The organism is Variovorax sucrosi, from assembly GCF_051216635.1.
GTDB lineage: Bacteria > Pseudomonadota > Gammaproteobacteria > Burkholderiales > Burkholderiaceae_C > Variovorax.
The window spans coordinates 120,086-143,836 of the sequence record NZ_JBPJZU010000009.1; the positions used below are offsets into that span (position 1 = coordinate 120,086).

At 69.3% G+C, this 23,751-nt stretch carries 21 protein-coding genes; 15 read left to right on the forward strand and 6 right to left on the reverse strand.

The genetic code is table 11. The features are described 5' to 3' along the window. Positions 1–22: 22 nt before the first annotated feature. Together ACSFBE_RS18325 and ACSFBE_RS18330 are read right to left on the reverse strand one after the other, a co-directional pair. Entirely contained in the window at positions 23–901 is an 879-nt protein-coding gene (locus ACSFBE_RS18325; RefSeq protein WP_435491839.1) for an ABC transporter substrate-binding protein, read from the reverse strand. Between the two features lie 178 nt (positions 902–1,079). Then, the gene (locus ACSFBE_RS18330) at positions 1,080–3,020 is read right to left on the reverse strand and encodes an ATP-binding response regulator (RefSeq protein ID WP_435491840.1); all 1,941 of its coding nucleotides are present in this window, start codon (positions 3,018–3,020) and stop codon (positions 1,080–1,082) included. A 107-nt stretch (positions 3,021–3,127) separates the two neighbouring features. Between ACSFBE_RS18330 and phnD the strand changes: the two genes are divergently transcribed. Together phnD and ACSFBE_RS18340 are read left to right on the forward strand one after the other, a co-directional pair. Continuing rightward, complete coding sequence (phnD, locus tag ACSFBE_RS18335; protein WP_435491841.1) at positions 3,128–4,177, forward strand: phosphate/phosphite/phosphonate ABC transporter substrate-binding protein; 1,050 nt, start codon at positions 3,128–3,130, stop codon at positions 4,175–4,177. After that, on the forward strand, positions 4,140–5,222 hold the full coding sequence (locus ACSFBE_RS18340; protein WP_435491842.1) for a phosphate/phosphite/phosphonate ABC transporter substrate-binding protein: 1,083 nt from the start codon (positions 4,140–4,142) through the stop codon (positions 5,220–5,222). Before phnD ends, ACSFBE_RS18340 begins: the two co-directional genes overlap by 38 nt. 7 nt (positions 5,223–5,229) lie before the next feature. Here ACSFBE_RS18340 and ACSFBE_RS18345 read toward each other — a convergent pair whose 3' ends face one another. Then, a complete protein-coding gene (locus tag ACSFBE_RS18345; RefSeq protein ID WP_435491843.1) occupies positions 5,230–6,183 on the reverse strand; it encodes a LysR substrate-binding domain-containing protein in 954 nt (317 codons plus the stop codon). Positions 6,184–6,293: 110 nt separating this feature from the next. Here ACSFBE_RS18345 and ACSFBE_RS18350 point away from each other — a divergent pair, with 110 nt between their 5' ends. The 10 genes from ACSFBE_RS18350 (at position 6,294) to ACSFBE_RS18395 (ending at position 17,511) form a co-directional block, all read left to right on the forward strand. Continuing rightward, positions 6,294–7,271, forward strand: a complete 978-nt coding sequence (locus ACSFBE_RS18350; RefSeq protein ID WP_435491844.1) for a tripartite tricarboxylate transporter substrate binding protein — start codon at positions 6,294–6,296, stop codon at positions 7,269–7,271. Continuing rightward, positions 7,271–8,158 carry an HTD2 family dehydratase gene (locus ACSFBE_RS18355; RefSeq protein ID WP_435491845.1) on the forward strand — a complete coding sequence of 296 codons (888 nt, stop codon included), beginning with the start codon at positions 7,271–7,273 and terminating at the stop codon, positions 8,156–8,158. Before ACSFBE_RS18350 ends, ACSFBE_RS18355 begins: the two co-directional genes overlap by 1 nt. Next, complete coding sequence (locus tag ACSFBE_RS18360) at positions 8,155–9,336, forward strand: acyl-CoA dehydrogenase family protein (protein WP_435491846.1); 1,182 nt, start codon at positions 8,155–8,157, stop codon at positions 9,334–9,336. The genes ACSFBE_RS18355 and ACSFBE_RS18360 overlap by 4 nt, the downstream gene beginning before the upstream one ends. A gap of 7 nt (positions 9,337–9,343) precedes the next feature. Further along, positions 9,344–10,525, forward strand: coding sequence for a CaiB/BaiF CoA transferase family protein (locus tag ACSFBE_RS18365; protein ID WP_435491847.1), 1,182 nt, complete (start codon positions 9,344–9,346; stop codon positions 10,523–10,525). Further along, positions 10,525–11,880, forward strand: coding sequence for an MmgE/PrpD family protein (locus ACSFBE_RS18370; RefSeq protein ID WP_435491848.1), 1,356 nt, complete (start codon positions 10,525–10,527; stop codon positions 11,878–11,880). Before ACSFBE_RS18365 ends, ACSFBE_RS18370 begins: the two co-directional genes overlap by 1 nt. Continuing rightward, the gene (locus ACSFBE_RS18375) at positions 11,877–12,740 is read left to right on the forward strand and encodes an HpcH/HpaI aldolase/citrate lyase family protein (RefSeq protein ID WP_435491849.1); all 864 of its coding nucleotides are present in this window, start codon (positions 11,877–11,879) and stop codon (positions 12,738–12,740) included. Before ACSFBE_RS18370 ends, ACSFBE_RS18375 begins: the two co-directional genes overlap by 4 nt. A gap of 61 nt (positions 12,741–12,801) precedes the next feature. Then, positions 12,802–13,794, forward strand: a complete 993-nt coding sequence (locus tag ACSFBE_RS18380; protein WP_435491850.1) for a tripartite tricarboxylate transporter substrate-binding protein — start codon at positions 12,802–12,804, stop codon at positions 13,792–13,794. Positions 13,795–13,815: 21 nt separating this feature from the next. Beyond that, positions 13,816–14,796 (forward strand): quinone oxidoreductase family protein, encoded by a 981-nt coding sequence (locus tag ACSFBE_RS18385; protein ID WP_435491851.1) that lies wholly within the window; start codon positions 13,816–13,818, stop codon positions 14,794–14,796. 155 nt (positions 14,797–14,951) lie between these two features. Continuing rightward, positions 14,952–15,689, forward strand: coding sequence for an acetoacetyl-CoA reductase (gene phbB / locus ACSFBE_RS18390; protein WP_435491852.1), 738 nt, complete (start codon positions 14,952–14,954; stop codon positions 15,687–15,689). 130 nt (positions 15,690–15,819) lie between these two features. Then, on the forward strand, positions 15,820–17,511 hold the full coding sequence (locus tag ACSFBE_RS18395; RefSeq protein WP_435491853.1) for a cation:proton antiporter domain-containing protein: 1,692 nt from the start codon (positions 15,820–15,822) through the stop codon (positions 17,509–17,511). A 19-nt stretch (positions 17,512–17,530) separates the two neighbouring features. On the opposite strand, the gene ACSFBE_RS18400 is transcribed toward ACSFBE_RS18395, so the two are convergent. After that, complete coding sequence (locus ACSFBE_RS18400; protein WP_435491854.1) at positions 17,531–17,935, reverse strand: hypothetical protein; 405 nt, start codon at positions 17,933–17,935, stop codon at positions 17,531–17,533. Between the two features lie 244 nt (positions 17,936–18,179). Here ACSFBE_RS18400 and ACSFBE_RS18405 point away from each other — a divergent pair, with 244 nt between their 5' ends. From ACSFBE_RS18405 to ACSFBE_RS18415, 3 genes are all read left to right on the forward strand, one after another. After that, a complete protein-coding gene (locus ACSFBE_RS18405) occupies positions 18,180–18,398 on the forward strand; it encodes a hypothetical protein (RefSeq protein WP_435491855.1) in 219 nt (72 codons plus the stop codon). 74 nt (positions 18,399–18,472) lie between these two features. Continuing rightward, positions 18,473–19,471, forward strand: a complete 999-nt coding sequence (gene dusA, locus ACSFBE_RS18410; protein WP_435491856.1) for a tRNA dihydrouridine(20/20a) synthase DusA — start codon at positions 18,473–18,475, stop codon at positions 19,469–19,471. Between the two features lie 109 nt (positions 19,472–19,580). Next, a complete protein-coding gene (locus tag ACSFBE_RS18415) occupies positions 19,581–21,134 on the forward strand; it encodes a methyl-accepting chemotaxis protein (protein ID WP_435491857.1) in 1,554 nt (517 codons plus the stop codon). 38 nt (positions 21,135–21,172) lie between these two features. Here the strand turns inward: ACSFBE_RS18415 and ACSFBE_RS18420 are convergent, their stop codons facing one another. Both ACSFBE_RS18420 and ACSFBE_RS18425 read right to left on the reverse strand, forming a co-directional pair. Continuing rightward, positions 21,173–22,906, reverse strand: coding sequence for a bifunctional protein-serine/threonine kinase/phosphatase (locus ACSFBE_RS18420; protein WP_435491858.1), 1,734 nt, complete (start codon positions 22,904–22,906; stop codon positions 21,173–21,175). Then, positions 22,903–23,715, reverse strand: coding sequence for a formate/nitrite transporter family protein (locus ACSFBE_RS18425; RefSeq protein ID WP_435491859.1), 813 nt, complete (start codon positions 23,713–23,715; stop codon positions 22,903–22,905). Before ACSFBE_RS18425 ends, ACSFBE_RS18420 begins: the two co-directional genes overlap by 4 nt. Between the last annotated feature and the right edge of the window lie 36 nt (positions 23,716–23,751).

Here is a 23,751-nt window from a genome sequence, read left to right on the forward strand (position 1 = left end):
AAGAGGCGGCTGCTGCTGCGCATCATCGCGGTGCCGTCACCCTTTCGGTCAGTGCGCGTTCGTCGGGCAGGTGCAGGCCGAGGCTGCGCGCCACGGTGGTGTTGACCCGCACCGTAGCCGGCGTGGCCGCCTCCACCAGCACCACGCCGTCGGCGCTGCGCTTGAGCTTCTGCACGATGGCGCGTGCCTGGGCCGCCAGCTGGGTGGGCGTGGACACGGCCGCGGCCAGCCCGCCCGAGCGCACCAGTCCGTCGCTGGCGCCGAACACCGGCAAGGTGGCGCCAGCGCCGGCCCGCAGCACCGCCAGCGTGGCGGCCTGGCTGTCGCCGATGCGGTCGGGCAGCACCATCAGCACGTCGCTGCGGGCAACGACCGTCTGCAGCGCCGCCGCCAGGGCCGTGGGACCGAATGCGTACTGCACGTCCAGGTCCCAGCCGGCGGCAGCGCGTTGCAGTTCGCGCACCAGCGGCTCGGACTCGAGCGTCGCGACCACGCCCAGGCGGGGCTTCTGCGGCATCACGGCCTCGATGAGCGCCAACTGGTCGCCAATGGCCGGGTCGCGCAACAGCACGCCGATGCGCCGGTTGCCCCGCCGCAGCCCGGGCTCGCGGCGCAGGCTTTCGTAGTCGAGTTGCGTCAGCATCGCCAGCAGCAGCGGCTCGGCGCCCGGCTGATCGAGCGCGGCGCGGGCGGCCACCATGCCGACGGCGATGGTGGCGGGCGCATCGTCGACGGCGGTGCGCAAGTGGCGTGCGAACTCGGCATGCGGTGCCGAATCGTCGGCGACCAGCACGGTGAGGCCGGCCGCCGCCGTCGGGCCGGCGAGCAGGACCGCACAGGTCGGCAACAGCCGGCACACCGCCGTGCGCAGCGGTCTGAGGCTGGAGAGAAAAAGGTTCACGGACGGGCCTGCGGGCGCAGTGGGAAAAAGGGACATCCCAATGTACGAAGCGGGCTGTCGCGGCGCGATAAGGCAGAGGGCTTAGGCCGGCGCCGAGGGGGGGTGCTGGCCGTGCACTACGGCACAAGGCGTCGGCCGAAGGGCCTATGCCCGATGGCCGGTGGCTGTCCGACAGACCTCAGGCGCCGCGCCGAACGCTGGCCAGTTGCGCATGCATCGCCTGGCGAAGCACCCGGGGCGACACCGGCTTGTAGAGCACGGTGACGCCGGAGGCGGCCACCTCGCGCAGCCGGTCGGGCTTGGTCTCGCCGGTCACCAGCAGGCGCGCGGTGCAGGCGCGGATGCCGTGAGGATGCCGCTCCAGCGCGGCCAGCACGTCGAGTCCGTTGTCGCCGCCCTGCAGCAGCAGGTCGCTCACCACCACATCGGGCGGCTGCGACCAGCCGTCGGCGAGCGCCAGCGCCTCGGCCCGGTTCTGGGCCGCCATCACTTCGGCGCCCCAGGTCGTGAGCGCCACCTGCAGGCCTTCGAGGATGCTGCGCTCGTCGTCGATGACCAGCACGCGCAGCCCGTCGAGCCGCAGCTCGGCCTCGTCGGTGGCCACGGCCACCGCGAGCGGCAGCGGTGCGAGCACCGGCGTGGTGCGACGCACCAGCACGCGGACGCAGGTGCCGCGCCCTGGCCGCGAACTGAGTTCGACGCAGGTGTTGAGCAGGTCGGCCAGCCGCTGCACCGTGGCCAGGCCGAGGCCCATGCCACGCGCGCCGCGCTCGCCCGGCCGGTTGTGCGCGTCGATCTGGAAGAACTCCTCGAACACCCGCGCCTGGTGCTGCGGCGCGATGCCGACGCCGGTGTCGAGCACGTCGATGCGCACGCCGTTGCCGCGCGGCCGCGCACCGATCAGCACGCCGCCTTCGTGCGTGTGGCGCAGCGAGTTGGACACCAGGTTGTTCAGGATGCGCGACAGCATCACGTAATCGCAGCGCACCCACACATCGGTCTTGCGCACCACCAGCCGCAGGTTTTGCGCCTCGGCCACCGCGCGGAAGTTGCGGCTGATCTCGTCGAACAGGCAGTCGAGCGGGAAGTCCGAAAACTGCGGCTGCAGCACGCCGGCGTCGAGTTGCGACAGGTCGAGCAGTTCGGAGAACAGCCGGTCGAGCGACTCGACGCATTCGCGGATGTGGCTGATGCGCTGCAGCCGCACCGGGTCGGTCTCGCCGTTGGCCAGGCCGTCGGAGAACAGGGTGAGCGCATGCAGCGGCTGGCGCAGGTCGTGGCTGGCAGCGGCCAGCAGGCGGGTCTTGGCCTGGCTCGCCACCTCCAGTTGCTGGTTCTTGCGCCCCAGTTCGGCGGTGGCGTCGGCGATGCGGCTTTCCAGCAGGCGCCGGCTTTCGGCCAGCGCGCCGGCCGCCTGGTTGAAGCCGCTCTGCAGGCGCCGCACCTCGGCCGTGCCTTCGACCCTCACGCTCGCCTCTTCGCCGGCGCCCAGCCGGTCGACCGCCTCGCCCAGCGCACTGATCGGTGCGCTGATGCGGCGCGCGGCCCACCAGCCGGACAGGCCGACGCCGAACAGGCTGGCGGCGAGCACCAGCATCACGTTGAAGCCGACGGAGCGCCGGGCGCGCTCGACCGCGTCGAGGCTGATCTCGACCATCACCTGCCCGGCCCCGTGGCCGTCCTCGCCGGGCACCGGCACCACCACCTGCAGGCCCTCGGAGCGGGCCCGGTCGGCGGTCTCGGAATTGGCGACGATCTCGCCGTCCTCCGACCAGATCTGCACCTGCTGCACATGCGGCTGGTAGGTGCCCGACTGCGCGACGCGCAGCAGGGCGCGGCGGTCCATGTGGCCCAGCGGCGCCTGGGCCACCGTGGCCACCTGCAAGGCCACCGTCTGGGCGTTGGCGCGCATCAGTTCGGTCACGCTGTCCAGGTGCTGCCGCGTGAGCACCGCGATGGCCGCCAGCGTGGCGACGGTGGCCGGCAGCACCGCCAGCAGGATCAACTGCTGGGCCAGCGACAGGCGCTCCAGGCAGTGCACCACGCGCCAGCGCCACGGCGGTCGCACCCCCCCCGCGTCAGAGGCTGGCGCGGTGTTCAAAGGGTGGATAGCAGCCATGAACAGTGAAAAACGTCACAAATCTGCCGGCGGTTTGGTTTCTAATTGTGTTCCTGACGCCCTGTCTTGACCAGTCCGCCGTTCGGCGGATGCCTGTCTTCACGCCGATGTCTGCCGTCCACCCGTGCTTTGCGCCCCCGCTGCGCCGCCGCGACGCCTGGCGGTGGCTGCGGCATGCGCTGTTCGTCGGGCTGCTGGCGCTCGGCGGCGGGGAGGCCGGGGCGCAGGCCGACGCGGCGCAGCCCTTGCGCTTCGGCATCCTGCCGCTCGGCGGTGCCTTCGAGTCGCGCAACGACTGGGACCCGGTGCTGGCCGACCTGAGCCGCGCGGTGGGGCGGCCGATCCGCGTGCTGTCGGTCACGTCGTACGAAGCGCTCGAGCAGGCCATCCAGCGCAACGAGGTCGACATGGCTTTCCTCTCGGGCCGCATGGCCCTGGACGCCGTGACCCAGCGCGGCATGCGGGTGGTGGCGCAGGTCACCCGCCATGACGGGCTGCCCGGCTACCGCGCGCTGCTGCTGGCGCGCAAGGCCGGGCCCTTCAACACCCTGAAGGGGCTGCTGGCCGAGCCGGAGCGCTGGCGGCTGGCGCGCGGCGAGAGCCGTTCGGTGTCGGGCTTCATCGTGCCGCAGCTGCAGCTCTTCCTGCCCAACCACATCGCCATGGAAACCCGCTTCTTCAGCGAGGTGGTGGGTACGCACCAGTTCACCGCGCTGGCTGTCGCCAATGGCGAGGCCGATGTGGCCACCAACAACACCGCCGACTTCGAGCGCTTCAAGCTGCAGTTCCCGGCCGAGGCGGCACGGCTGCAGGTGATCTGGGAGTCGGAACTGATCCCGCATGCGCAGATCGTGGTGCGGCGCGACGATCCGCCGGAATTCCAGCGCAAGGTGCAGGCCTTCCTGGTCGACTACGCCCGCAGCAAGGGCCCGCGCGGGGATGCCGAGCGCGGCTACCTCAAGGCCCTGCACGACCTCGCGGGTTTCGTCGCTGCCGACAACGCGTCGCTGCTGCCGGCCGCCAAACTGGCCTACCAGCTGGCCAAGCAGAACGCGGCCACTGCCCAGTGGGTCAACGAAGCGGCCAGGCAGGCGCGCCTGCAACGCATCGAGAGCAGTTATGCAGAGCAGGTGGCGGCGCTGCGCGACCCGCGCTGAGGCGCCCGTCGACGCGTCGGGCCGGCGGACCGTGCTGCGGCGCGGGCTGCAACTGGCGATCTCGCTGTCACCGGCCGCACCGGCGGTGTTGCGGGCGCAGGGCGGTGGCCCGATCGCGCCGACCCTGCCACTGCGTTTCGGGGTGCTGCCATCCGGCGGTGCGGTGGAATCGCGCGCCCGCTGGGCGCCGCTTCTGGCGGACATGGGGCGTGCGCTCGGGCGGTCGGTCACGGTGCTGTCGGTGACCTCCTACGAGTCGCTCGATCAGGCGGTCCGCCGCAACGAGGTCGACATCGCGATGCTGACGGCCAAGATGGCGCTGGACGCGGTCACGCAGCGGCGCATGCGGGTGCTGGCGCAGGTGCGACGCCGCGAGGGCGACGCGGACCATCGCGCGGTGCTGGTGGTGCGCAAGGACGGTGCGCTGAACAGCCTGGCCGGGTTGCTGGCCACCCCCGGGCGCTGGCGGCTGGCGCGCGGCGACAGCCGATCGGTCTCCGGCTTCATCCTGCCGCAGGTCGAATTGTTTCTGCCGAACCGCATTGCCATCGAGACCGCCTTTCGCAGCGAATTGGTCGACACGCACCAGGCGACGGCGCTCGCGGTGGCGAACGGCGACGCCGACGTCGCCACCAACAACACGACCGACCTGCAGCGCTTCCGAGAGCAGTTCCCGGCCGAGGCCGCGCGGCTGCAGGTGATCTGGCGCTCGGCGCCCACGCCGCCTGCGCAACTGGTGCTGCGGCGCGATGCCCCGCCGGCGCTGCGCCGCAAGTTGCGCGACTTCCTGGTCGGCTATGGCCGCGGCGCCGGCCCGGGCGCCGAGGCCGAACGCGCGGTCCTCCGCGCGCTGAATGCCGCTCTCGGCTATGAAGCCGAGGACGACACGGCGCTCCTGCCCGCGGCAGAACTGGAGTACCAGCAGGCGTGGCAGCAGACGATGAATGCCGCCTGGGTGAACGAGGCCGCGCGGCAAAGCAGGCTGCAGCGCATCGAGCAGGTCTATGCGCGGCAGGTGGAATGGCTGAGGAAGCAGGGCGATTGAATCGGCATCAAGCTGAACGAGCGCCTCGGCGGCGCCCTGAGAAGGCAGCGCGTTCCGGCTCGGCGCCCGGCGTCGTGTAGTGCGCGCACAGCGCATCGACCAGCGCAGCCGCATAGATCGGCAGGCTCGCGCGGTCGCGCATCAACAGGTAGCGCTCGCGCACGCTCCATGGGTCGCTCAGTTCGATCAGCGCGAGCTGCATGCTTTGCTGGTTGCGGCGCACCGCCGACTCGGGCACCACGCCGATCCCGACGTCGCTGCCGATCATCCGGCACATGGCGTCGAAGCTGGCGAGCTGGATGCGCAGCTTCTGGCGCCGGCCGAGGTGTTCGGTGATCTGCGCCAGGAAGGCCTGCAGCGTGCTGCCCTGCTGCATGCCGACCGCGTCGTCGTCCAGCGTCTCGGCAAAGGCGATGCGCCGGCGCCGCGCGAAGCGGTGCTTGCGTGAGGTGGCGAGCACCAGCCGGTCGGTGCTGAAGTGGATCGCCTCGAGGCCCAGCGTGTCCACATCGCCGGCCACGATGCCGATGTCGGCCCGGCCTTCCAGCACGCCGCGCGGAATCTGAGCATTCGGTTTTTCCTGAAGGTCGACGTTGATGCGCGGGTAGGCGGCGAGGAAGGCGGGCAGCAGTTCGGGCAGGAAATCAGTCACCGCGGTGGTGTTGGCGAACACGCGCAGATGGCCGCGCAGCCCGCCGCCGTAGGCCAGCAGCTCGTCGCGCAGCCGGTCGGTCTGGTGGAGCATCAGCCGCGCGTGGTGCAGGAAGGCCTCGCCCTGCGGCAGAAGCTTGACGCCGCGCGCCTCCCGCGTGAGCAGCGGCAGGCCGCACTGCGCCTCCAGCGCCTTGATGCGCGCGCTTGCCGCTGCCAGCGACAGGTGCTGCCGTTCGGCCGCCCGCGTGAGGTTGCCCAGCTCGGCGGTGGCGACGAACAGGCGCAGGTCGTTCAGGTCGAAATGCATGCGGCATCGTAGACGAGCATTCGGAATCACCGAAGGCTCGGTTCCGAATTCGCAGATTGCGCCGCGCCATCGCAGCGGCCACCATGCACAGCACACAGGAGACAAGAACCATGCAAATCCGCACCATCGCGCTGGGCCTGGCCGTCAGCGCCAGCCTGCTGCAAGCCATTCCCGCAACGGCCCAGACCGCCTACCCGTCGCGCCCCGTCACGCTGGTCGTGCCGCAGGCTGCCGGCGGCACCAACGACATCGTCGGCCGGCTGGTCGGCCAGAAGCTGGGCGAGGTGATGAACACCAGCGTGGTAGTCGACAACCGGCCTGGCGCGGGCGGCAACATCGGCACGCAGCTGGTGGCCAAGGCGCCGAAGGACGGCTACACGCTGCTCATGACGATCAGCAGCAGCCAGGCCATCAACCCGGCGCTCTACAAGAGCCCCGGCTTCGACCCGGTGAAGGACTTCCGGCCGGTCGGCCTGATCGGCGCGGTGCCCAACGTGCTGCTGGTCAACCCGGCGTTCCCGGCGAAGACGCTGAGCGAATTCCTCGCGCTGGCCAAGCGCAAGGACGCCAACTACCAGTACGCGTCCGCCGGCAACGGCACGCTCAACCACCTGCTGGGCGAGATGCTCAACAACATGGCGGGCATCCAGTTGCAGCACGTGCCCTACAAGGGCGTGGCACCGGCCATCAACGACGTGCTAGGCGGCCAGTTGCCGATCGTGTTCGCCAGCCTGCCGTCGGCGCTGCCGCACATCAAGAGCGGCAAGCTGCGCGCGCTGGCCGTCAGCGGCGAGAAGCGCTCGCCGTCGCTGCCCGAGGTGCCGGCCATCGCCGAGTCGGTGCCGGGCTACAACGGCACGCTGTGGATCGGCCTGTTCGCGCCCGCCGGGCTGCCGGCCGACGTGCAGACCGCCCTGCAGGACGGCACGCGCAAGGCGCTCGCCACGCCCGACCTGCGCGAGAAGCTCGAACAGCAGGGCGTCGAGATTGCGGCGCCGACCACGCCCGAGCAGTTCGCCGCGCTGCTGCAGACCGATCTCGCGAAATGGGCACGCATCGTGAAGTCGTCCGGCGCGGCGGTGGACTGATGACCATGCTCGCCCCCGACGACATCGCCGCGCTCCAGGCCTGGCAGGGCCGCAGCGAGACGCTGGACGATGCCATCACCGCCGCACCCGTGCGCGCGCTGTCGGCCACGCTCGACCGCGACGATGCCTTGCCCGTCGCCGGCACGCGGCTGCCCGAGTTGTGGCATTGGCTCTACTTTCTGCCGCACCACCGCCAGTCGGAGATCGGTGCCGATGGCCATGCGAAGCGGGGCGGCTTCCTGCCGCCGGTGCCGCTGCCGCGCCGCATGTGGGCGGGTGGCCGCCTGCAATGGGAACCGGGCAACCCGCTGCGCGTGGGCGACGCCGCGAAGCGGGTGTCGACGATCGCGTCGGTCACGCACAAGACCGGCCGCAGCGGCGAACTGGTGTTCGTCCTGGCGCGGCACGAGCTGCACAACGCACGCGGCCTGGCGCTCACCGAGGAGCACGACATCGTCTACCGTGCCGCCGCGGCACCCGGCGAGACCAGCCCCGCGCCGACGCCGGCACCGCAGGACGCCACCTTCAGCCGCACCCTCGTGCCCGGCGACGTGCTGCTGTTCCGCTACTCGGCGCTCACCTTCAACGGGCATCGCATCCATTACGACCGCCGCTACGTCACCGAGGTCGAGGGCTACCCCGGCCTGATCGTGCACGGCCCGCTGATCGCGACGCTGCTGGTCGACCTGCTGCGCCGCGAGCGGCCCGACGCGACCCTGTCGCGCTTCGAGTTCCGCGCCGTGCGGCCGACCTTCGACATCGCGCCCTTTCGACTGCACGGCTGCCCCGACGCAGGCGACAGGAACTCCTTCCGGCTGTGGGGCGAAGACGCCGACGGCTGGCTCACCATGCAGGCGACTGCGACCCTCGCTCCAACTCCTCGATGAAGACACAGATCCCCACCCCCGACGGCCACCAGGAGATGCGCGAGGCATTGCGCTCGCTGTGCGGCGGCTTCGACGCCGCCTACTGGCAGAAGGTCGACCACGCGCGCGGCTACCCCGAGGCCTTCGTCGACGCACTCACCCAGGCCGGCTGGCTCGCAGCGCTGATCCCGTCCGACTACGGTGGCTCGGGCCTCGGGTTGACCGAGGCCTCGGTGATCATGGAAGAGATCAACTTCTCCGGCGGCAACGCGGGTTCGTGCCACGGCCAGATGTACAACATGGGCACGCTGCTGCGCCACGGCAGCGAAGCGCAGAAGCGCCAGTACCTGCCCCGGATCGCGACCGGCGAACTGCGCCTGCAGTCGATGGCCGTGACCGAGCCGACCACCGGCACCGACACCACGCAACTCAAGACCACGGCGCTGAAGAAGGGCGACCGCTACGTCGTCAACGGCCAGAAGGTGTGGATCTCGCGCATCCAGCATTCCGACCTGATGATCCTGCTGGCGCGCACCACGCCGCTGGCGGAGGTGAGGAAGAAGTCCGAGGGCATGTCGATCTTCATCGTCGACCTGAAGCAGGCCATTGCGGACCGGGGAGGCAAGGGCATGACCGTGCGCCCGATCCAGAACATGGTGAACCACGAGACCAACGAAGTGTTCTTCGACAACCTCGAGATCCCGGTGGAGAACCTGATCGGTGAAGAAGGCCAGGGCTTCAAGTACATCCTGGACGGCCTGAACGCAGAGCGCACGCTGATCGCGGCCGAGTGCATCGGCGACGCCTACTGGTTCGTCGACAAGGCGCGGCGCTACGCCACCGACCGCCAGGTGTTCGGCCGTGCCATCGGCCAGAACCAGGGCATCCAGTTTCCGATCGCAGCCGACTACATCGAGACCGAGGCGGCGAACCTGATGCGCTTCAAGGCCTGTGCGCTGTTCGACGCCGGCCAGTCCTGCGGCGCCGAAGCCAACATGGCCAAGTACCTGGCGGCCAAGGCGAGTTGGGAGGCGGCCAACACCTGCCTGCAGACGCACGGCGGCTTCGGCTTCGCCTGCGAATACGACGTCGAGCGCAAGTTCCGCGAGACACGGCTCTACCAGGTGGCGCCGATCTCGACCAACCTGATCCATTCCTATGTGGCCGAGCACCTGCTCGGGCTGCCACGCTCGTTCTGAGGCCGCCATGACAAGACCCTTGGACGGCATCACCGTCATCTCGCTCGAACACGCCATCGCGGCGCCGTTCTGTACCCGCCAGCTGGCCGACCTGGGCGCGCGCGTCATCAAGGTCGAGCGCCCTGGCGCCGGCGACTTCGCACGTGCCTACGACCAGCGGGTGGACGGCGAAGCCTCGCACTTCGTGTGGGTCAACCGCTCCAAGGAGAGCCTCACGCTCGACCTCAAGCAGCCGGCCGCGCTGGCCGTGCTGCAGGAACTGATCGCGGGCGCCGACGTGCTGGTGCAGAACCTTGCACCGGGCGCCGCGGCGCGCATGGGCCTGGGCTACGACGTGTTGCAAGCCAGGCACCCATCGCTCATCGTCTGCGACATCTCGGGCTACGGCGGCGACGGGCCGTACCGTGACAAGAAGGCCTACGACCTGCTGATTCAGAGCGAGGCCGGTTTCCTCTCGGTCACCGGCACGCCCGACGAGCCGTGCAAGTCGGGCAACTCCATCGCCGACATCGCCGCGGGCATGTACGCGTACACCGGCGTGCTGGCCGCGCTGCTGCAACGGGGCAAGACCGGCCAGGGCTCGCACATCGACGTGTCGATGCTGGAGTCGCTCGCGGAGTGGATGGGTTTCCCGATGTACTACGCCTACCAGGGCGCGACGCCGCCGCCGCGCAGCGCCGCATCGCACGCCACCATCTACCCCTACGGCCCCTTCGCGGCCGGCGACGGCGGCACCGTGATGCTCGGCCTGCAGAACGAACGCGAGTGGCGCGTCTTCTGCGAGAAGGTGCTGCTGCAGCCGGCGCTCGCGAGCGACCCGCGCTTCGACGCCAACGCGAAGCGAAACGAGCACCGCGATGCACTGAAGGCGCTCATCCTCGAGGTTTTCGCTGCGCTGAGCAGCGCGCAGGTGCTGGAACGGCTCGACGCCGCGCAGATCGCCAATGCGCGCATGAACGACATGGCCGGCCTGTGGTCGCATCCGCAGCTGCAGGCGCGTGGGCGCTGGCGCGACGTGGGCTCGCCGGCGGGCGCCATCCCGGCGCTGTTGCCGCCGGGCCGGCAGAGCGCCTTCGATTACCGCATGGACGCCGTGCCCTCGGTCGGCGAGCACACCGAAGCGATCCTGCAGTCGCTGGGCCGCAACGCGGCCGACATCGCGGCACTGCGCGCGGCGGAGGCGACTTGATGACGACCGCATTGCTCGCCCGATTCGCCGCGGACCTGCGCTTCGAGGACATTCCCACACCCGTGGTGCGACGCGCCGAAGACCTGCTGGTCGACTGGTTCGGCTCGGCCATCGCCGGCCATGGTGCGCGCCCGGTCGAGTCCATTGCCGCCTTCGCGCGTGCCATGGGCCCGACCGACGGCGCGAGCGAAGTGCTGGTCGGCCGCGGCCGCAGCAGCCCGTACTTCGCGGCGATGGTGAACGCCGCCGCTTCGCACGTGGCCGAGCAGGACGACGTGCACAACGGTTCGGTGTTCCATCCGGCGACGGTGGTGTTCCCGGTCGCGCTCGCCTGGGCGCAGGCGCTGGGCGCGAGCGGCCGGCAATTGCTGACCGCCGCGGTGGCCGGCTACGAGGTGGGCATCCGCGTCGGCGAGTTCCTCGGGCGCTCGCACTACAAGGTGTTCCACACCACGGGCACCGCCGGCACGCTGGCCGCGGCGGCGACCGCCGGCCATCTGCTCGGGCTGGATGCGGCGCGCATGCAGCACGCCCTCGGCTCGGCCGGGACGCAGGCTGCGGGGCTTTGGGAGTTCCTGCGCACCGCCGCCGATTCGAAGCAGCTGCACACGGCGCATGCGGCCGCCGCCGGCCTGATGGCCGCCAGCCTGGCACGCGACGGCTTCACCGGCGCGCAGCAGATCCTCGAAGGACCGCAGGGCCTGGCGGCGGGCATGTCGAGCGATGCCGATCCGGCGAGGCTGGTCGATGGCCTGGGCACGCGCTGGGCGCTGGCCGAGACTTCGTTCAAGTACCACGCCTCGTGCCGCCACACGCACCCCGCCGCCGATGCCCTGCTGGCGGTGATGCAGGCGCACGACCTGCACGCCGACGACATCGAGGACGTGCAGACGCATGTGCACCAGGGCGCGATCGATGTGCTGGGCCCGGTGGTCGACCCGGCGACGGTGCACCAGTCGAAGTTCTCGATGGGCACGGTGCTGGCGCTGGTTGCGCGCTTCGGCCAGGCCGGGCTGGCCGAGTTCGACGCGCACTTCCGCGACGACGCGACCCGCGCCTTCCGCGACCGCGTGCGGATGGCGCTCGACGCCGAGGTCGACGCCGCCTACCCACGCCGCTGGATCGGCAAGGTGACGGTGCGCACGCGTGATGGCCGCGTGTTCGAAGGCCGCGTGGATGAACCGAAGGGCGACCCGGGCAACACGCTCGGTCGCGACGAGATCACCGCCAAGGCGCTGCGCCTCGCGGCCTTCAGCGGCGGCGCGAAAGAGGCCGAGATGTGCGACGCCATCGACGTGCTGTGGCGTGTGGCCACCGCGGCGAAGGTCGGGCCGCTTCTCGGTGCCGAGCCATGAGCGGCACGACATCGCCGCTGGCCCTCGCGCGCACTTTCCTTTTCGTGCCGGGCGACCGGCCGGAGCGCCACGCGCGTGCACTGGCGAGCGGGGCGGGCGCCGTGATCGTCGACCTCGAAGACGCGGTGGCGCCGGAGCGCAAGGACGCGGCCCGCACCCAGATCGCGCAGAGCTTCGCTGCCTTGCCGGGGTCGGCGCACGGCCGCCTGCTGGTGCGCGTGAATGCATTCGACACGCCGTGGCACGCGGACGATCGCGCGCTGGTCGCGCAGCTGGCTGCGCAGGGTCTGCTGGCCGGCGTGGTGTTGCCCAAGGCGGAGCGTGCGTCCGACCTGGCGGCGCTGGCCCAGGCCATCGGACGGGCCGCTGCGCTGCTGCCGTTGATCGAATCGGTCGCCGGCCTCGATGCCGCCGACGCCCTGGCTGCCGCGCCGCAAGTGCTGCGCCTGGTGTTCGGACACCTCGATTTCCAGGCCGACGCGGGCCTGGCCTGCGGGCCCGACGAGGCCGAACTCGTGCCGGTGCGGCTGGCGCTGGTGCTGGCATCGCGCCGGGCGGAGCTGGCACCGCCGGTGGATGGCATCACGCCCGACTGGCGCGATGCGACACGGCTCACGGCCGAGGCCTCGCGTGCACGCCGCGGCGGCTTCGGCGCCAAGCTGTGCATCCATCCGGAGCAGGTCGTCGGCGTGGAGGCCGCCTTCACACCGAGTGCCGACGAGCTGGCCTGGGCGCGACGCGTGCGCGATGCGGTGCGTGCCGCCGGCGGCGGTGTCGTCAACGTCGACGGCCGCATGGTCGACGGGCCGGTCGTCAAGCTCGCCGAGCGCCTGCTGGCGCAGGAGGGCCGCGCCGGCTGAACAGCGCACCGATCACCTGAGCGTTCCTTTTCCCTTTCGACAACCATCCTGAGACAAAAACATGACATCGACCATCAAGACATGGCTGGGCATTGCATTCGGCGCCGCGCTGTTGCCCCTGCACGCCCCCGCTCTCGCGCAGGCCGCCTGGCCCGACAAGCCCGTGACGCTCGTCGTGCCGTATTCCGCGGGCGGCCCGACCGACGTGGTGGCGCGCATGCTCGCCATCCCCATGGGCAAATCGCTCGGGCAGACGGTGATCGTCGAGAACACCGTGGGCGCGGGCGGCACCATCGCCCCGGCACGCGTGGCGCGCGCGGCGCCCAACGGCTACACGATCCTGATCCACCACATGGGCATGGCGACCGCGCCGGCGCTCTACAAGAAGCTACCGTTCGACCCGTTGAAGGACTTCGAGTACATCGGCCAGGTGCTCGACGTGCCGATGACGCTGCTGTCGCGCAAGGACTTCCCGGCGAACAACCTTCAGGAACTGCTGAGCTATGTGAAGGCCAACAAGGACAAGGTGTCGCTGGCCAATGCCGGCATCGGCGCGGTGTCGCAGTTGTGCGGTCTGCTCTTCGCGAACCAGATCGGCGTCGAGCTCACGACCGTGCCGTACAAGGGCGCCGGTCCGGCGCTCAACGACCTGATGGGCGGACAGGTCGACCTGCTGTGCGACCAGACCACGCAGACCGCGCCGGTCATCAAGCACGGTACGCGGGTCAAGGTGTTCGGCGTGACCACGCCGAAGCGGCTGGCGTCGATGCCCACCATCCCGACGCTGGACGAGCAGGGCCTGAAGGGCTTCGACGTGAAGGTGTGGCATGGCGTGTACGCGCCCAAGGGCACGCCGCCGGAGATCACAGCGAAACTCAACGTCGCGTTGCGCGCGGCGCTGCAGGACGACGCGGTGAAGGCGCGCATCGCGGAGCTCAGTTCGGAGATCGTGCCGATGGACAAGGTCACGCCGGAATCGCTGCGCACGCTGCTGACCGCCGAGACCGCCAAGTGGGGCAAGGTCATCAAGGCCTCGGGCGTGCAGGCCGAGTGAGCCGCTGCTAGATTCGATCGCATGACCCCAGCCCACGCCATCCGCCTCGCCGAGTTCGGCGGCCCCGACGTCATGCGTCTCGAAACCATCGCGCTGCCCGCACCCGCGGCTGGCGAGGTGCAGCTGCGCCAGACCGCCGTCGGCTTCAATTACCTCGACATCTCGCAGCGCAGCGGCAAGGTGCCGCTGCCCGCACCCACCGGCCTGGGCCACGAGGCCGCGGGCGTGGTGGAGGCGGTGGGCGAGGGCGTTGCCGACCTGGCGCTCGGCGACCACGTCGTCTACATGAACGCCGGCATCGGCGCGTATGCCGACCGGCGCAACGTGTCGGCGGCCAAACTGGTGAAGATTCCGGCCGGCATCTCCGACGAGGACGCGGCCGCCGTGTTCTTCAAGGCCATGACGGCGCAGTACCTGGTGAAGAAGACGCACGCGGTGCAGCCGGGCGACATCGTCGTGGTGCATGCCGCGGCCGGTGGTGTCGGCCAGATCCTGAGCGGCTGGGCCAAGGCGCTGGGCGCGACGGTGATCGGCACCGCGGGCTCGGCCGCCAAGTGCGCGGTGGCGCGTGCGGCGGGGTGCGAGGTGGCGGTCGACTATTCGCAGCCCGACTGGGTGGCGCAGGTGATCGATGCGACCGGTGGGCGCAAGGCGCGCGTGGTGTACGACTCGGTGGCCAAGCACACCTTCCTCGGCTCACTCGACTGCACCGCGCCCTTCGGGCTGGTCGTGCTGTTCGGCGCGGCCTCGGGGCCGGCCCCGGAGATCCAGCCGGAGCTGCTGAACAGGAAGGGCTGCCTGTTTCTCACGCGGCCTTCCGTCTTCCCGCACAACGCGGACCCGGCCACGTTCCGCGCCAACGCGGCGGATGTGTTCGAGGCGATGGCGCAAGGCGCCGTACGCGCGAGCATCGGGGAACGCTTTCCGCTCGCACGGGTGGCGGATGCACACCGCGCGGTCGAAGGGCGCGCCACCACGGGCGCCATCGTGCTGCTGCCCTGAACGGACGGCCGGCGGTCCCGGCGGGGCCCCGTGTGGGAACGATATGTGACAGTTGTTCCCTGCGCAGGTCAGTGTTTTCCTGGGCCGGAGGCCGTGAGAAACTTCGCTACAGTGGTCCGGCCTGTCCGGGCGTTGTACCAATCCAAGGAATATTCATGAGCAAGAAAGTCGCCTACGTCACCGGTGGCATGGGAGGAATCGGAACCGCCATCTGCCAGCGCCTTCACAAGGACGGGTTCACCGTCATTGCGGGTTGCGGCCCGACGCGCGACTTCGGCAAATGGCTGGGTGAGCAAAAGGCGCAGGGCTATGACTTCCACGCCTCGGTCGGCAATGTCGGCGACTGGACTTCCACAGTCGACGCCTTCAGCAAGGCCAAGGCCGAACACGGCAGCATCGACGTGCTGGTCAACAACGCCGGCATCACCCGCGACCGCATGTTCCTCAAGATGACGCCCGAAGACTGGAGTGCCGTCATCGAGACCAACCTCAACAGCATGTTCAATGTCACCAAGCAAGTGGTGGCTGACATGGTGGAAAAGGGCTGGGGCCGCATCGTGAACATCAGCTCGGTCAACGGCGCCAAGGGTCAGGCCGGCCAGACCAACTACTCCGCTGCCAAGGCCGGCATGCACGGCTTCACCATGGCGCTGGCACAGGAGATGGCCAACAAGGGCGTGACCGTCAACACCGTGAGCCCGGGCTACATCGGCACCGACATGGTGAACGCGATCCGCCAGGAAGTGCTGGACAAGATCATCGCCACGATTCCGGTCAAGCGCCTGGGCAAACCGAGCGAGATCGCCTCGATCATCTCTTGGCTGGCCACCGACGAAGGCGGCTACTCGACCGGCGCCGACTTCTCGGTCAACGGCGGCCTGCACATGCATTGAAGGCCCGAGCGCGCTTCACGAAGGAACCCGCTGCGGCGGGTTTTTTCTTGGGCGCGTGGGGCCGCTGGCGACCGGCGGCTACAGTCGCGACAACCTCCTTCAGCGATTTCCCACGCAGCGACCAACCCGGATGCCCCACAGCGTTTCCCTGATCAACACCATCGCGGCGGGCCTCGGGCTCGCGCTCGTGCTCGGCTTCCTGGCGGTGCGCGTCCGTCTGCCGGCGCTGGTGGGCTACCTGCTTGCCGGCGTGATCATCGGACCGTTCACGCCCGGCTTCGTGGCCGATGCCGAGATCGCCGCGCAGCTCGCCGAGATCGGCGTGATGCTGCTGATGTTCGGCGTCGGCCTGCATTTCTCGCTCGACGACCTGCTGGCCGTCCGAAAGATCGCGGTGCCGGGCGCGCTGGTGCAGATCGCCGTGGCCACGCTGATGGGCGGCTCGCTGGCGCTGTGGTGGGACTGGCCGTTGGGCGCTGCGCTGGTGTTCGGCTTGGCGCTGTCGGTGGCGAGCACGGTCGTGCTGCTGCGTGCGCTGGAAAGCCTCGGGCTGCTCGACTCCTACACCGGGCGCATCGCGGTCGGCTGGCTGGTCGTCGAGGACCTGGCGATGGTGCTGGTGCTCGTGCTGCTGCCTCCGCTGGCGAGCACGCTGGGCGGAACGGCCGACGGCGCCAATGCCAGCGCGATCTGGACGACGCTGGGCGTCACGCTGCTGCAGGTCGGTGGCTTCGTGGCGCTGATGCTGGTGGTCGGCCGTCGGGCCTTCCCGTGGATCCTCTGGCAGGTCGCGCGCACCAATTCGCGCGAGCTGTTCACGCTGTGCGTGGTGGCGGCGGCTGTCAGCATCGCCTTCGCCTCGGCAGCGCTGTTCGGGGTGTCCTTCGCGCTGGGGGCTTTTTTCGCCGGCATGGTGATGCGCGAGTCCGAATTCAGCCAGCGCGCGGCCGAGGAATCGCTGCCGCTGCGCGACGCTTTCGCGGTGCTCTTCTTCGTTTCGGTCGGCATGCTGTTCGACCCCTCGGTGCTCATCGACCGGCCGCTGCAGGTGCTGGCGGTGGTGCTGGTCATCGTGGTGGGGAAGTCGATCGCCGCCTGCGTGCTGGTGCTGGCCTTCCGCTATCCGCTGAACACGGCGCTGACGGTGAGCGCCAGCTTGGCGCAGATCGGCGAGTTCTCTTTCATCCTGGTGGGACTGGGCGTGTCGCTCAAGCTCATGCCGGCGGAAGGGCAGAGCCTGATCCTGGCGGGCGCGCTGATTTCCATCGCCACCAATCCGTTGTGGTTCAGCCTGATCGCGCCGTTGCAGAAGTGGCTGCATGCGCATTCGTCCTTCGCGCGCGGGCTCGAGGCGCGTGACGACCCCTTGGCCGAATTGCCGGCCACGACCGAGGCGCGCTATCTGTCGCACCAGGTGGTGCTGGTGGGCTACGGCCGGGTCGGCAGGCGCATCGCCGCCGTGCTGGCAGCGCAGCACATTCCCTTCGTGGTGGCGGAGCAGAACCGGGAACTGGTCGAGAAGCTGCGGACCGAGGGCGTGGCCGCCGTGTGGGGCGATGCCTCGGAGCCTGCGGTGCTGATCCAGGCGCACATCGCGCGGGCGCGCGTGCTGGTGATCGCCACCCCGGATGCGATGAACGTGCGTCAGATGGTCGAGACGGCCCGAACGCTCAACCCCGGTATCGAAACCGTCATCCGCAGCCACAACGAGGACGAAGCCCGGTTGCTCACGCAGGAGGCTGCTGTGACGGTCTTCCTTGGCGAGCACGAGTTGGCACAGGCGATGGCGCGCGATGTGGTGCGTCGGGCAACGCCCGCCTGATGAAGGCGAGCCCTGCGGCTCAGAGGTCTTCGATGACCAGCATCCGATAGCGCTGCGCGATCGAATACGGCACGGTTCGCACCACTTCCATCAGTCGCTCGGCGGCTTCTTCGTCTTTGGTTTTCACCAGCAACGCGCTGTGGCCTTCGCGGGCCAGCTTGGTGTAGGCGCGCACGGTGGCGCCCTCGGTGCCGGCGCTGGGCAGCGGGTTGTCGGCATCGCTGGTCGTCGGGGTGATTTGCGACAACACGATCTCCGGCGGAATCAAATAGATCGTATCGGCACCGAATCCCTTTTCCGCCAATCGCTGCCCGACCTTCTTGGCGTCTTCGGAACTGGGAAACATCACCATGGAATAGCCCGTGGGATAGAAGGCACCCCCCATCGTGGCGGTCATGCTGGGCTCGAGCGAAAAGTTCTTCATGGCGGTCCTCCGTCGGGTCGTTCAATGGCTCCCGAGACAGTTGGAGAATAGGTCGCCGGCAACCCGCGGCGATGTAGGAGAAGCAAGCGAGCGGCGTGTGGAAAATACCCATTGCTGTCGACAACAACCTGCAATTCAATCGCATCAATTGACATTTGTAATAAAGCGTGACTTTCTCCGCAGGCGTTTTTTGGCGCCATGCCTACGATGTGAGCGTGCCGCTTATTCCCCACTCCTATTGCCCATGTCCCTATTGCGAAATATCGCGTTGACGGTGCACGAGCTCGAGGACGGCGAGTTCTACTGGGTCCTCATGGAAGCCACGGACTACGCCATGGAAGAGGCTTTGCCCTACCTTCCCGTGGAGTCCTCCGCAGATCCGTACAGCACCTACGCCAATGCCCTGGTGGCTGGGCTCGCCGCGATGCGGCGCATGTTCGGCAACGGCGGGCCGCGCGACTGAAGGCCGCGCGTTGCGCGGTGGCGCCCCTGCCGCAGCCTGCCGATGAGAAAAGGCAGGAAAATCGCGGGCTGCCCATGGAACTCACTGCCTACTCCGCCGACCGGTTGTCCGTCGCTCCGATGATGGATTGGACCGACCGCCACTGCCGCTTCTTCCACCGCCTGCTCACGCAGCGCGCGCTGCTCTACACCGAGATGGTGACGACCGGTGCGCTGGTGCATGGCGACGTGCCACGCCACCTGCGCTTCAACGCCCAGGAGCATCCGGTGGCGCTGCAGCTCGGCGGCAGCGAGCCGGCCGACCTGGCGCATTGCGCGAAGCTGGGCGAACAGTGGGGCTACGACGAGATCAACCTGAACTGCGGCTGCCCCAGTGAACGGGTGCAGCGCGGCGCCTTCGGTGCCTGCCTGATGGCGGAGCCGCAACTGGTGGCCGATGGTGTGAAGGCGATGGTCGACGTGGTCGACGTGCCGGTCACGGTCAAGCACCGCATCGGCATCGACAAGACCGAGAGCTACGAGTTTGTGCGCGACTTCGTCGGCATGGTCAGCGAGGCGGGCTGCCGGACCTTCATCGTCCATGCCCGCAACGCCTGGCTCAAAGGCCTGTCGCCCAAGCAGAACCGCGAGGTGCCGCCGCTGCGCTATGAACTGGTGCATCGCCTGAAGCATGACTTCCCGGCGCTGCGCTTCTCGATCAACGGCGGCATCGCGCAGACCGAGCAGGTGCACCAGCAACTGCGCCTGCTCGACGGCGTGATGGTCGGCCGCGAGGCGTACCACAACCCCTGGTGGCTGGCCGAATGGGATGCGGCGTTTTTCGGCGAGCCGGCACGCGCGCTGTCGCGCGAGGACATCGAGCGGCAGATGTGCGACTACATGGTGCGCGAAGCGGCCGAGCACGGCACGCCGTGGTCGAACATCGCGCGCCACATGCTGGGCCTTCGCAACGGCCTGCCCGGCGCACGCCGCTGGCGCCAGGTGTGGAGCGACCACCGCCTGAAGGGCGAGACGCCCCATGCGGTGATGGCGCTGGCCCATGCGCAGCCGGTCGAGCCGGCGATGGTCGACTGACGCATTCAACTTTCGGCCGCAATGGCCGATAAGCCTTGATCGGGACCTTGTCCGGATCGGTCCGCCCATTCCAGGACCGGTCGGGCGCGCCCATTTCAAGGATCTCCCCATGTTTTCCCTTCTCTCGCGTCTGCGCCTCGCACCCCGGCTGGCGCTGGCTTTCGGGCTGGTGATGCTCGTCACCTCGCTGGCGGCCGGCATCGGCATCTGGCGGCTCGACAAGCTGCAGGACATCGCCAACGACCTCGGGGGCGCCTCGGCCCAGCGTGCCTTGCTGGCCCGCGAGCTGCACGCCATCGTCGTGCTGAGCTCGGCGCGCGCCGAAAGCCTGATACAGACGGACGACCCCGGCTACACCGCGCGCATCAATGCCGACCGCAAGCTGACCTCGGCGCGCTCGGAAGTCGTTCGCAAGACGCTGGAAGGGCTGGCCGACAACGAGCGCACCAAGGAACTCTTTGCCGCGATCGACGAGGCCGGCGGGAAATTCCGCACCGTGCGCGACGGGCTGGTCAAGCAGAAGGCCGCGGGCGAAACGGTGTCCAGCGACGAGATTGGCAAGCGCCTGCGCCCGGCCGCCGATGCCTATGCCAAGGCTGTGGACGAACTGGCGGCCTACCAGGCCGATCGGGTCGAGACGGCGCGTGCCGCCGCCGAACGCAGCGAGAAGGAAGGCATCACGATGCTGGCCACCGGTATCGGCCTCGGCCTGCTGGTGAGCGTCGCCTGTGGCTGGGCGCTGGCGCGCTCGATCGTCCTGCCCCTGCAGGCGGCGTCGCGCATGGCCGAGCGCGTCGCCGGGGGCGACCTCAGCATGGCGCCGATTCCCGTCACCGGGCGCGACGAGGTCCAGGTGCTGGTGTCCGACATGGGCGCCATGCAGGGCAAGCTGGCCGAACTTGTCGCCAGCGTGCACGCGGCCAGCGGCTCCATCACGACGGCCAGCACCGAGATCGCCATGGGCAACCGCGACCTCTCGACGCGCACCGAGCAGACGGCCTTCAACCTGCAGCAGACCGCGGCCAGCGTCGAGCAACTGACCGCCACCGTGCGCGAGAGCGCCGAGGCAGCGCGCCAGGCCAATGCGCTGGCGCTGTCGGCGTCGGGCGTGGCAACGCGTGGCGGCGACGTGGTGGCGGACGTGGTGACGACGATGGAAGCCATCGCAGGCGCCTCGCGCAAGATCGGCGACATCATCGGCGTGATCGACGGCATCGCCTTCCAGACCAACATTCTGGCGCTCAATGCGGCCGTGGAAGCCGCGCGCGCGGGCGAGCAGGGGCGCGGTTTCGCGGTGGTGGCTGGCGAAGTGCGCAGCCTGGCGCAGCGCAGCGCGGTGGCGGCGCGCGAGGTGAAAGAGCTGATCGGTGACAGCGTGAGCAAGGTCGAGTCGGGCGCCAGGCTGGTCGACACCGCCGGCTCGACGATGAAGGAACTGCTGAGCTCGGTCGGTCGCGTGACCGACATCATCAGCCGGATCAGCACCGCCGCCGGCGAACAGAGCGAAGGCGTGGGCCAGGTGAATGAGGCGATCACGCAGCTCGACCAGATGACGCAGCAGAACGCCGCGCTGGTGGAGCAGTCGACCGCCGCGACCGAGAGCTTGAAGGACCAGGTCACCCGGCTGTCCGAAGCGGTCGGCACCTTCAAGCTGGCGGCCTGAGACCGAGAGGCTCGCAGCCGCCGCTGTGCGGTGCTGGGTCAGCCTGCGACGCGAAGCCCAGCGAGCACCAGCAGCGCGATCGCGAGCAGCAGCGTGGTGCATTGCCAGAAGCGCACCGGATTGCGTTCGATCAGCGGTGGGCTGCGCATGCGCAGGAATGCGGCCCCCGGCGATGCGAGGTCGTGGACGAACTCCGAGACGGCCTCCTGCCGCTTCGCCGCCAGCGGATGCAGCGCCTTGGCGAGCACCGCGTCGACCCACGCCGGTAGTTCGGGCCGCGTGTGGCGCAGCGGCACGTATTGCAGGCCACGCAGGTCTTGCGGCGTGCGAACCCGCGACGCCCTGAGTCCATACGGCAGCTGCCCGCCGAGCATCTGGTAGGTGATGGCGGCCAGCGAGAACAGGTCGCTGCGCGGACTGCCGGGTTGTCCGATCAGGTACTCCGGTGCGATGTACTGGAGCGTGCCGGGCACGGAGGCATCGTGGCCCGTATGCCGGCCTTCGGCCAGGCCCGCGACATGCACCGTGGCGAGGTCGATGAGCTTGACGGTGCCTTGGCGGTCGATCATCACGTTTTCCGGGCGCAGGTCGCGGTGCAGCATCTCGCGTCCGTGCAGGGCCTGCAGGCCGAGCGCCAACTGCGCGACGAGGGCGCGCACGCTTTCCAGTGGCGGCCGCGGGTGGTCGACCATCCACTGCGCCAGCGTCTGGCCGTCGACGTATTCGAGCGCGACGAACAGGTGGTGCCGTGGGCGATCGCCGGGCCAGGCCTTGAGCACATGCGGGCTGTCGATGCGTCGGGCCACCCATTCCTCCAGCACGAAGCCGTCGAGGTGCTCGGCGCTGTCGCGCAGATCGACCGATGGTGTCTTGATCACCAGCTGCTGCCCGCTGGCATCGTCCACCGCCAGATGCACGTGGCTGCGCGCGCTCAGCTGCAGTTCGCGCACGATGGTGAAGCCCTCGAAGGGCATGCGCGGCGTCAGAAGCGGCGGTAGCGCCAGCCCCTCGCGGCCGAGCTGCGGATGCGGCGTTCCGGCCTCGGGCAGTTCGTCGATGCGCAGCAGCTGCAGCGTGGCATCGTCGGTGCTGCCGCTCGCGCGGGTGTGCGCCGTCAGCCAGGCCGCCGCCGCGTCGAAGTCCTCGGCGTGGCGGGCCAGCGCCTCGTGGACGGCCGCGGCCTCCAGGTGCGCGTAGGCGCCGTCGGTCGCCAGCAGGTAGACCTCGCCCGGCTCGGCGGCCCAGCAGCGGTAGTCGATCTCGACGTTGGGGCCGGTGCCGAGCGCGCGGCCCAGGTACGACTCGGCGGACGACAGATGCACCCGGTGGTCTTCCGTCAGCTGCTCCAGCGCGTGGGCGTGCAGGCGGAACACGCGGGCGTCGCCCACATGCAGCAGGTGCAGGTCGCGGCCCTTGAGGATCAGCGCGCTGAAGGTGCAGACATGGCCGCGGTCGCGCTCGAAGCGGCCGTCGCTGCGCATCGTCTGCGCGTGCAGCCAGGAGTTGGTGGCCGCGAGCACCCGCTGTGCCGCACGCCGCACCGACCAGGCGTCGGAGGTGGCGTAATAGTCCTCCAGAAAGGAGCGCACCGCCGTCTGGCTCGCCTCCTGGCTCACCCGGCTGGAGCTGATGCCATCGGCCAGCGCCAGCGCAACGCCCTTGCTGGCGAGCAGGTGGCCGGTGGGCAGGCAGGCGCCGTGGAAGTCCTGGTTGGCATGGTGTGGGCTGGCGAGCGAATGCTGGCCCAGCGTCACGCGCAGCCGTCGGCTCATGCGATCTTGCGCTTCGGTCCGGTCTTGTAGTGGGTGCTGTAGAGCGTGGCGCCGACGAAGGTCAGGCCACCCACCAGGTTGCCCAGCACGGTCGGGATCTCGTTCCAGATCAGGTAGTCCATCAGCGTGAACTTGCCGCCCAACATCAGGCCGGTGGGGAACAGGAACATGTTCACGATCGAGTGCTCGAAGCCCATGTAGAAAAAGATCATGATGGGCATCCACATGCCGATGGCCTTGCCCGAGACGGTGGTCGACATCATCGCGGCGACCACGCCCGTCGACACCATCCAATTGCACATCACGCCGCGAATGAACAAGGTGAGCATGCCGGCTGCACCGTGAGAGGAATAGCCCAGCGTGCGGCCCTCGCCGATGTGGCCGAGCCGTTCGCCGACGGCGTTGGGCGCTTCGCTGAAGCCGAAGGTGAAGATGATCGCCATGAAGACGGCCACCGTCAGCGCGCCCGCGAAGTTGCCGCAGAACACCAGGCTCCAGTTGCGCATCACGCCGCCCCAGGTGGCGCCCGGGCGTTTGTCGAACACCGCCAGCGGCGCGAGCGTGAAGACGCCGGTCAGCAGGTCGAAGCCCATGAGGTACAGCATGATGAAGCCGACCGGGAACAGGATCGCCCCGACCAGCGCATTGCCGGTGTTGACCGTCACGGTGACGGCGAAGGCGGCGGCCAGCGCGAGGATGGCACCGGCCATGTAGGAGCGGATCAGCGTGTCGCGGGTCGACATCACGAGCTTGGATTCGCCGGCGTCGACCATCTTGGTCACGAATTCGGCAGGTGCGAGATAGGCCATGTGGATACCTGAAGATAGAAATGAAAAGGGAAGGGG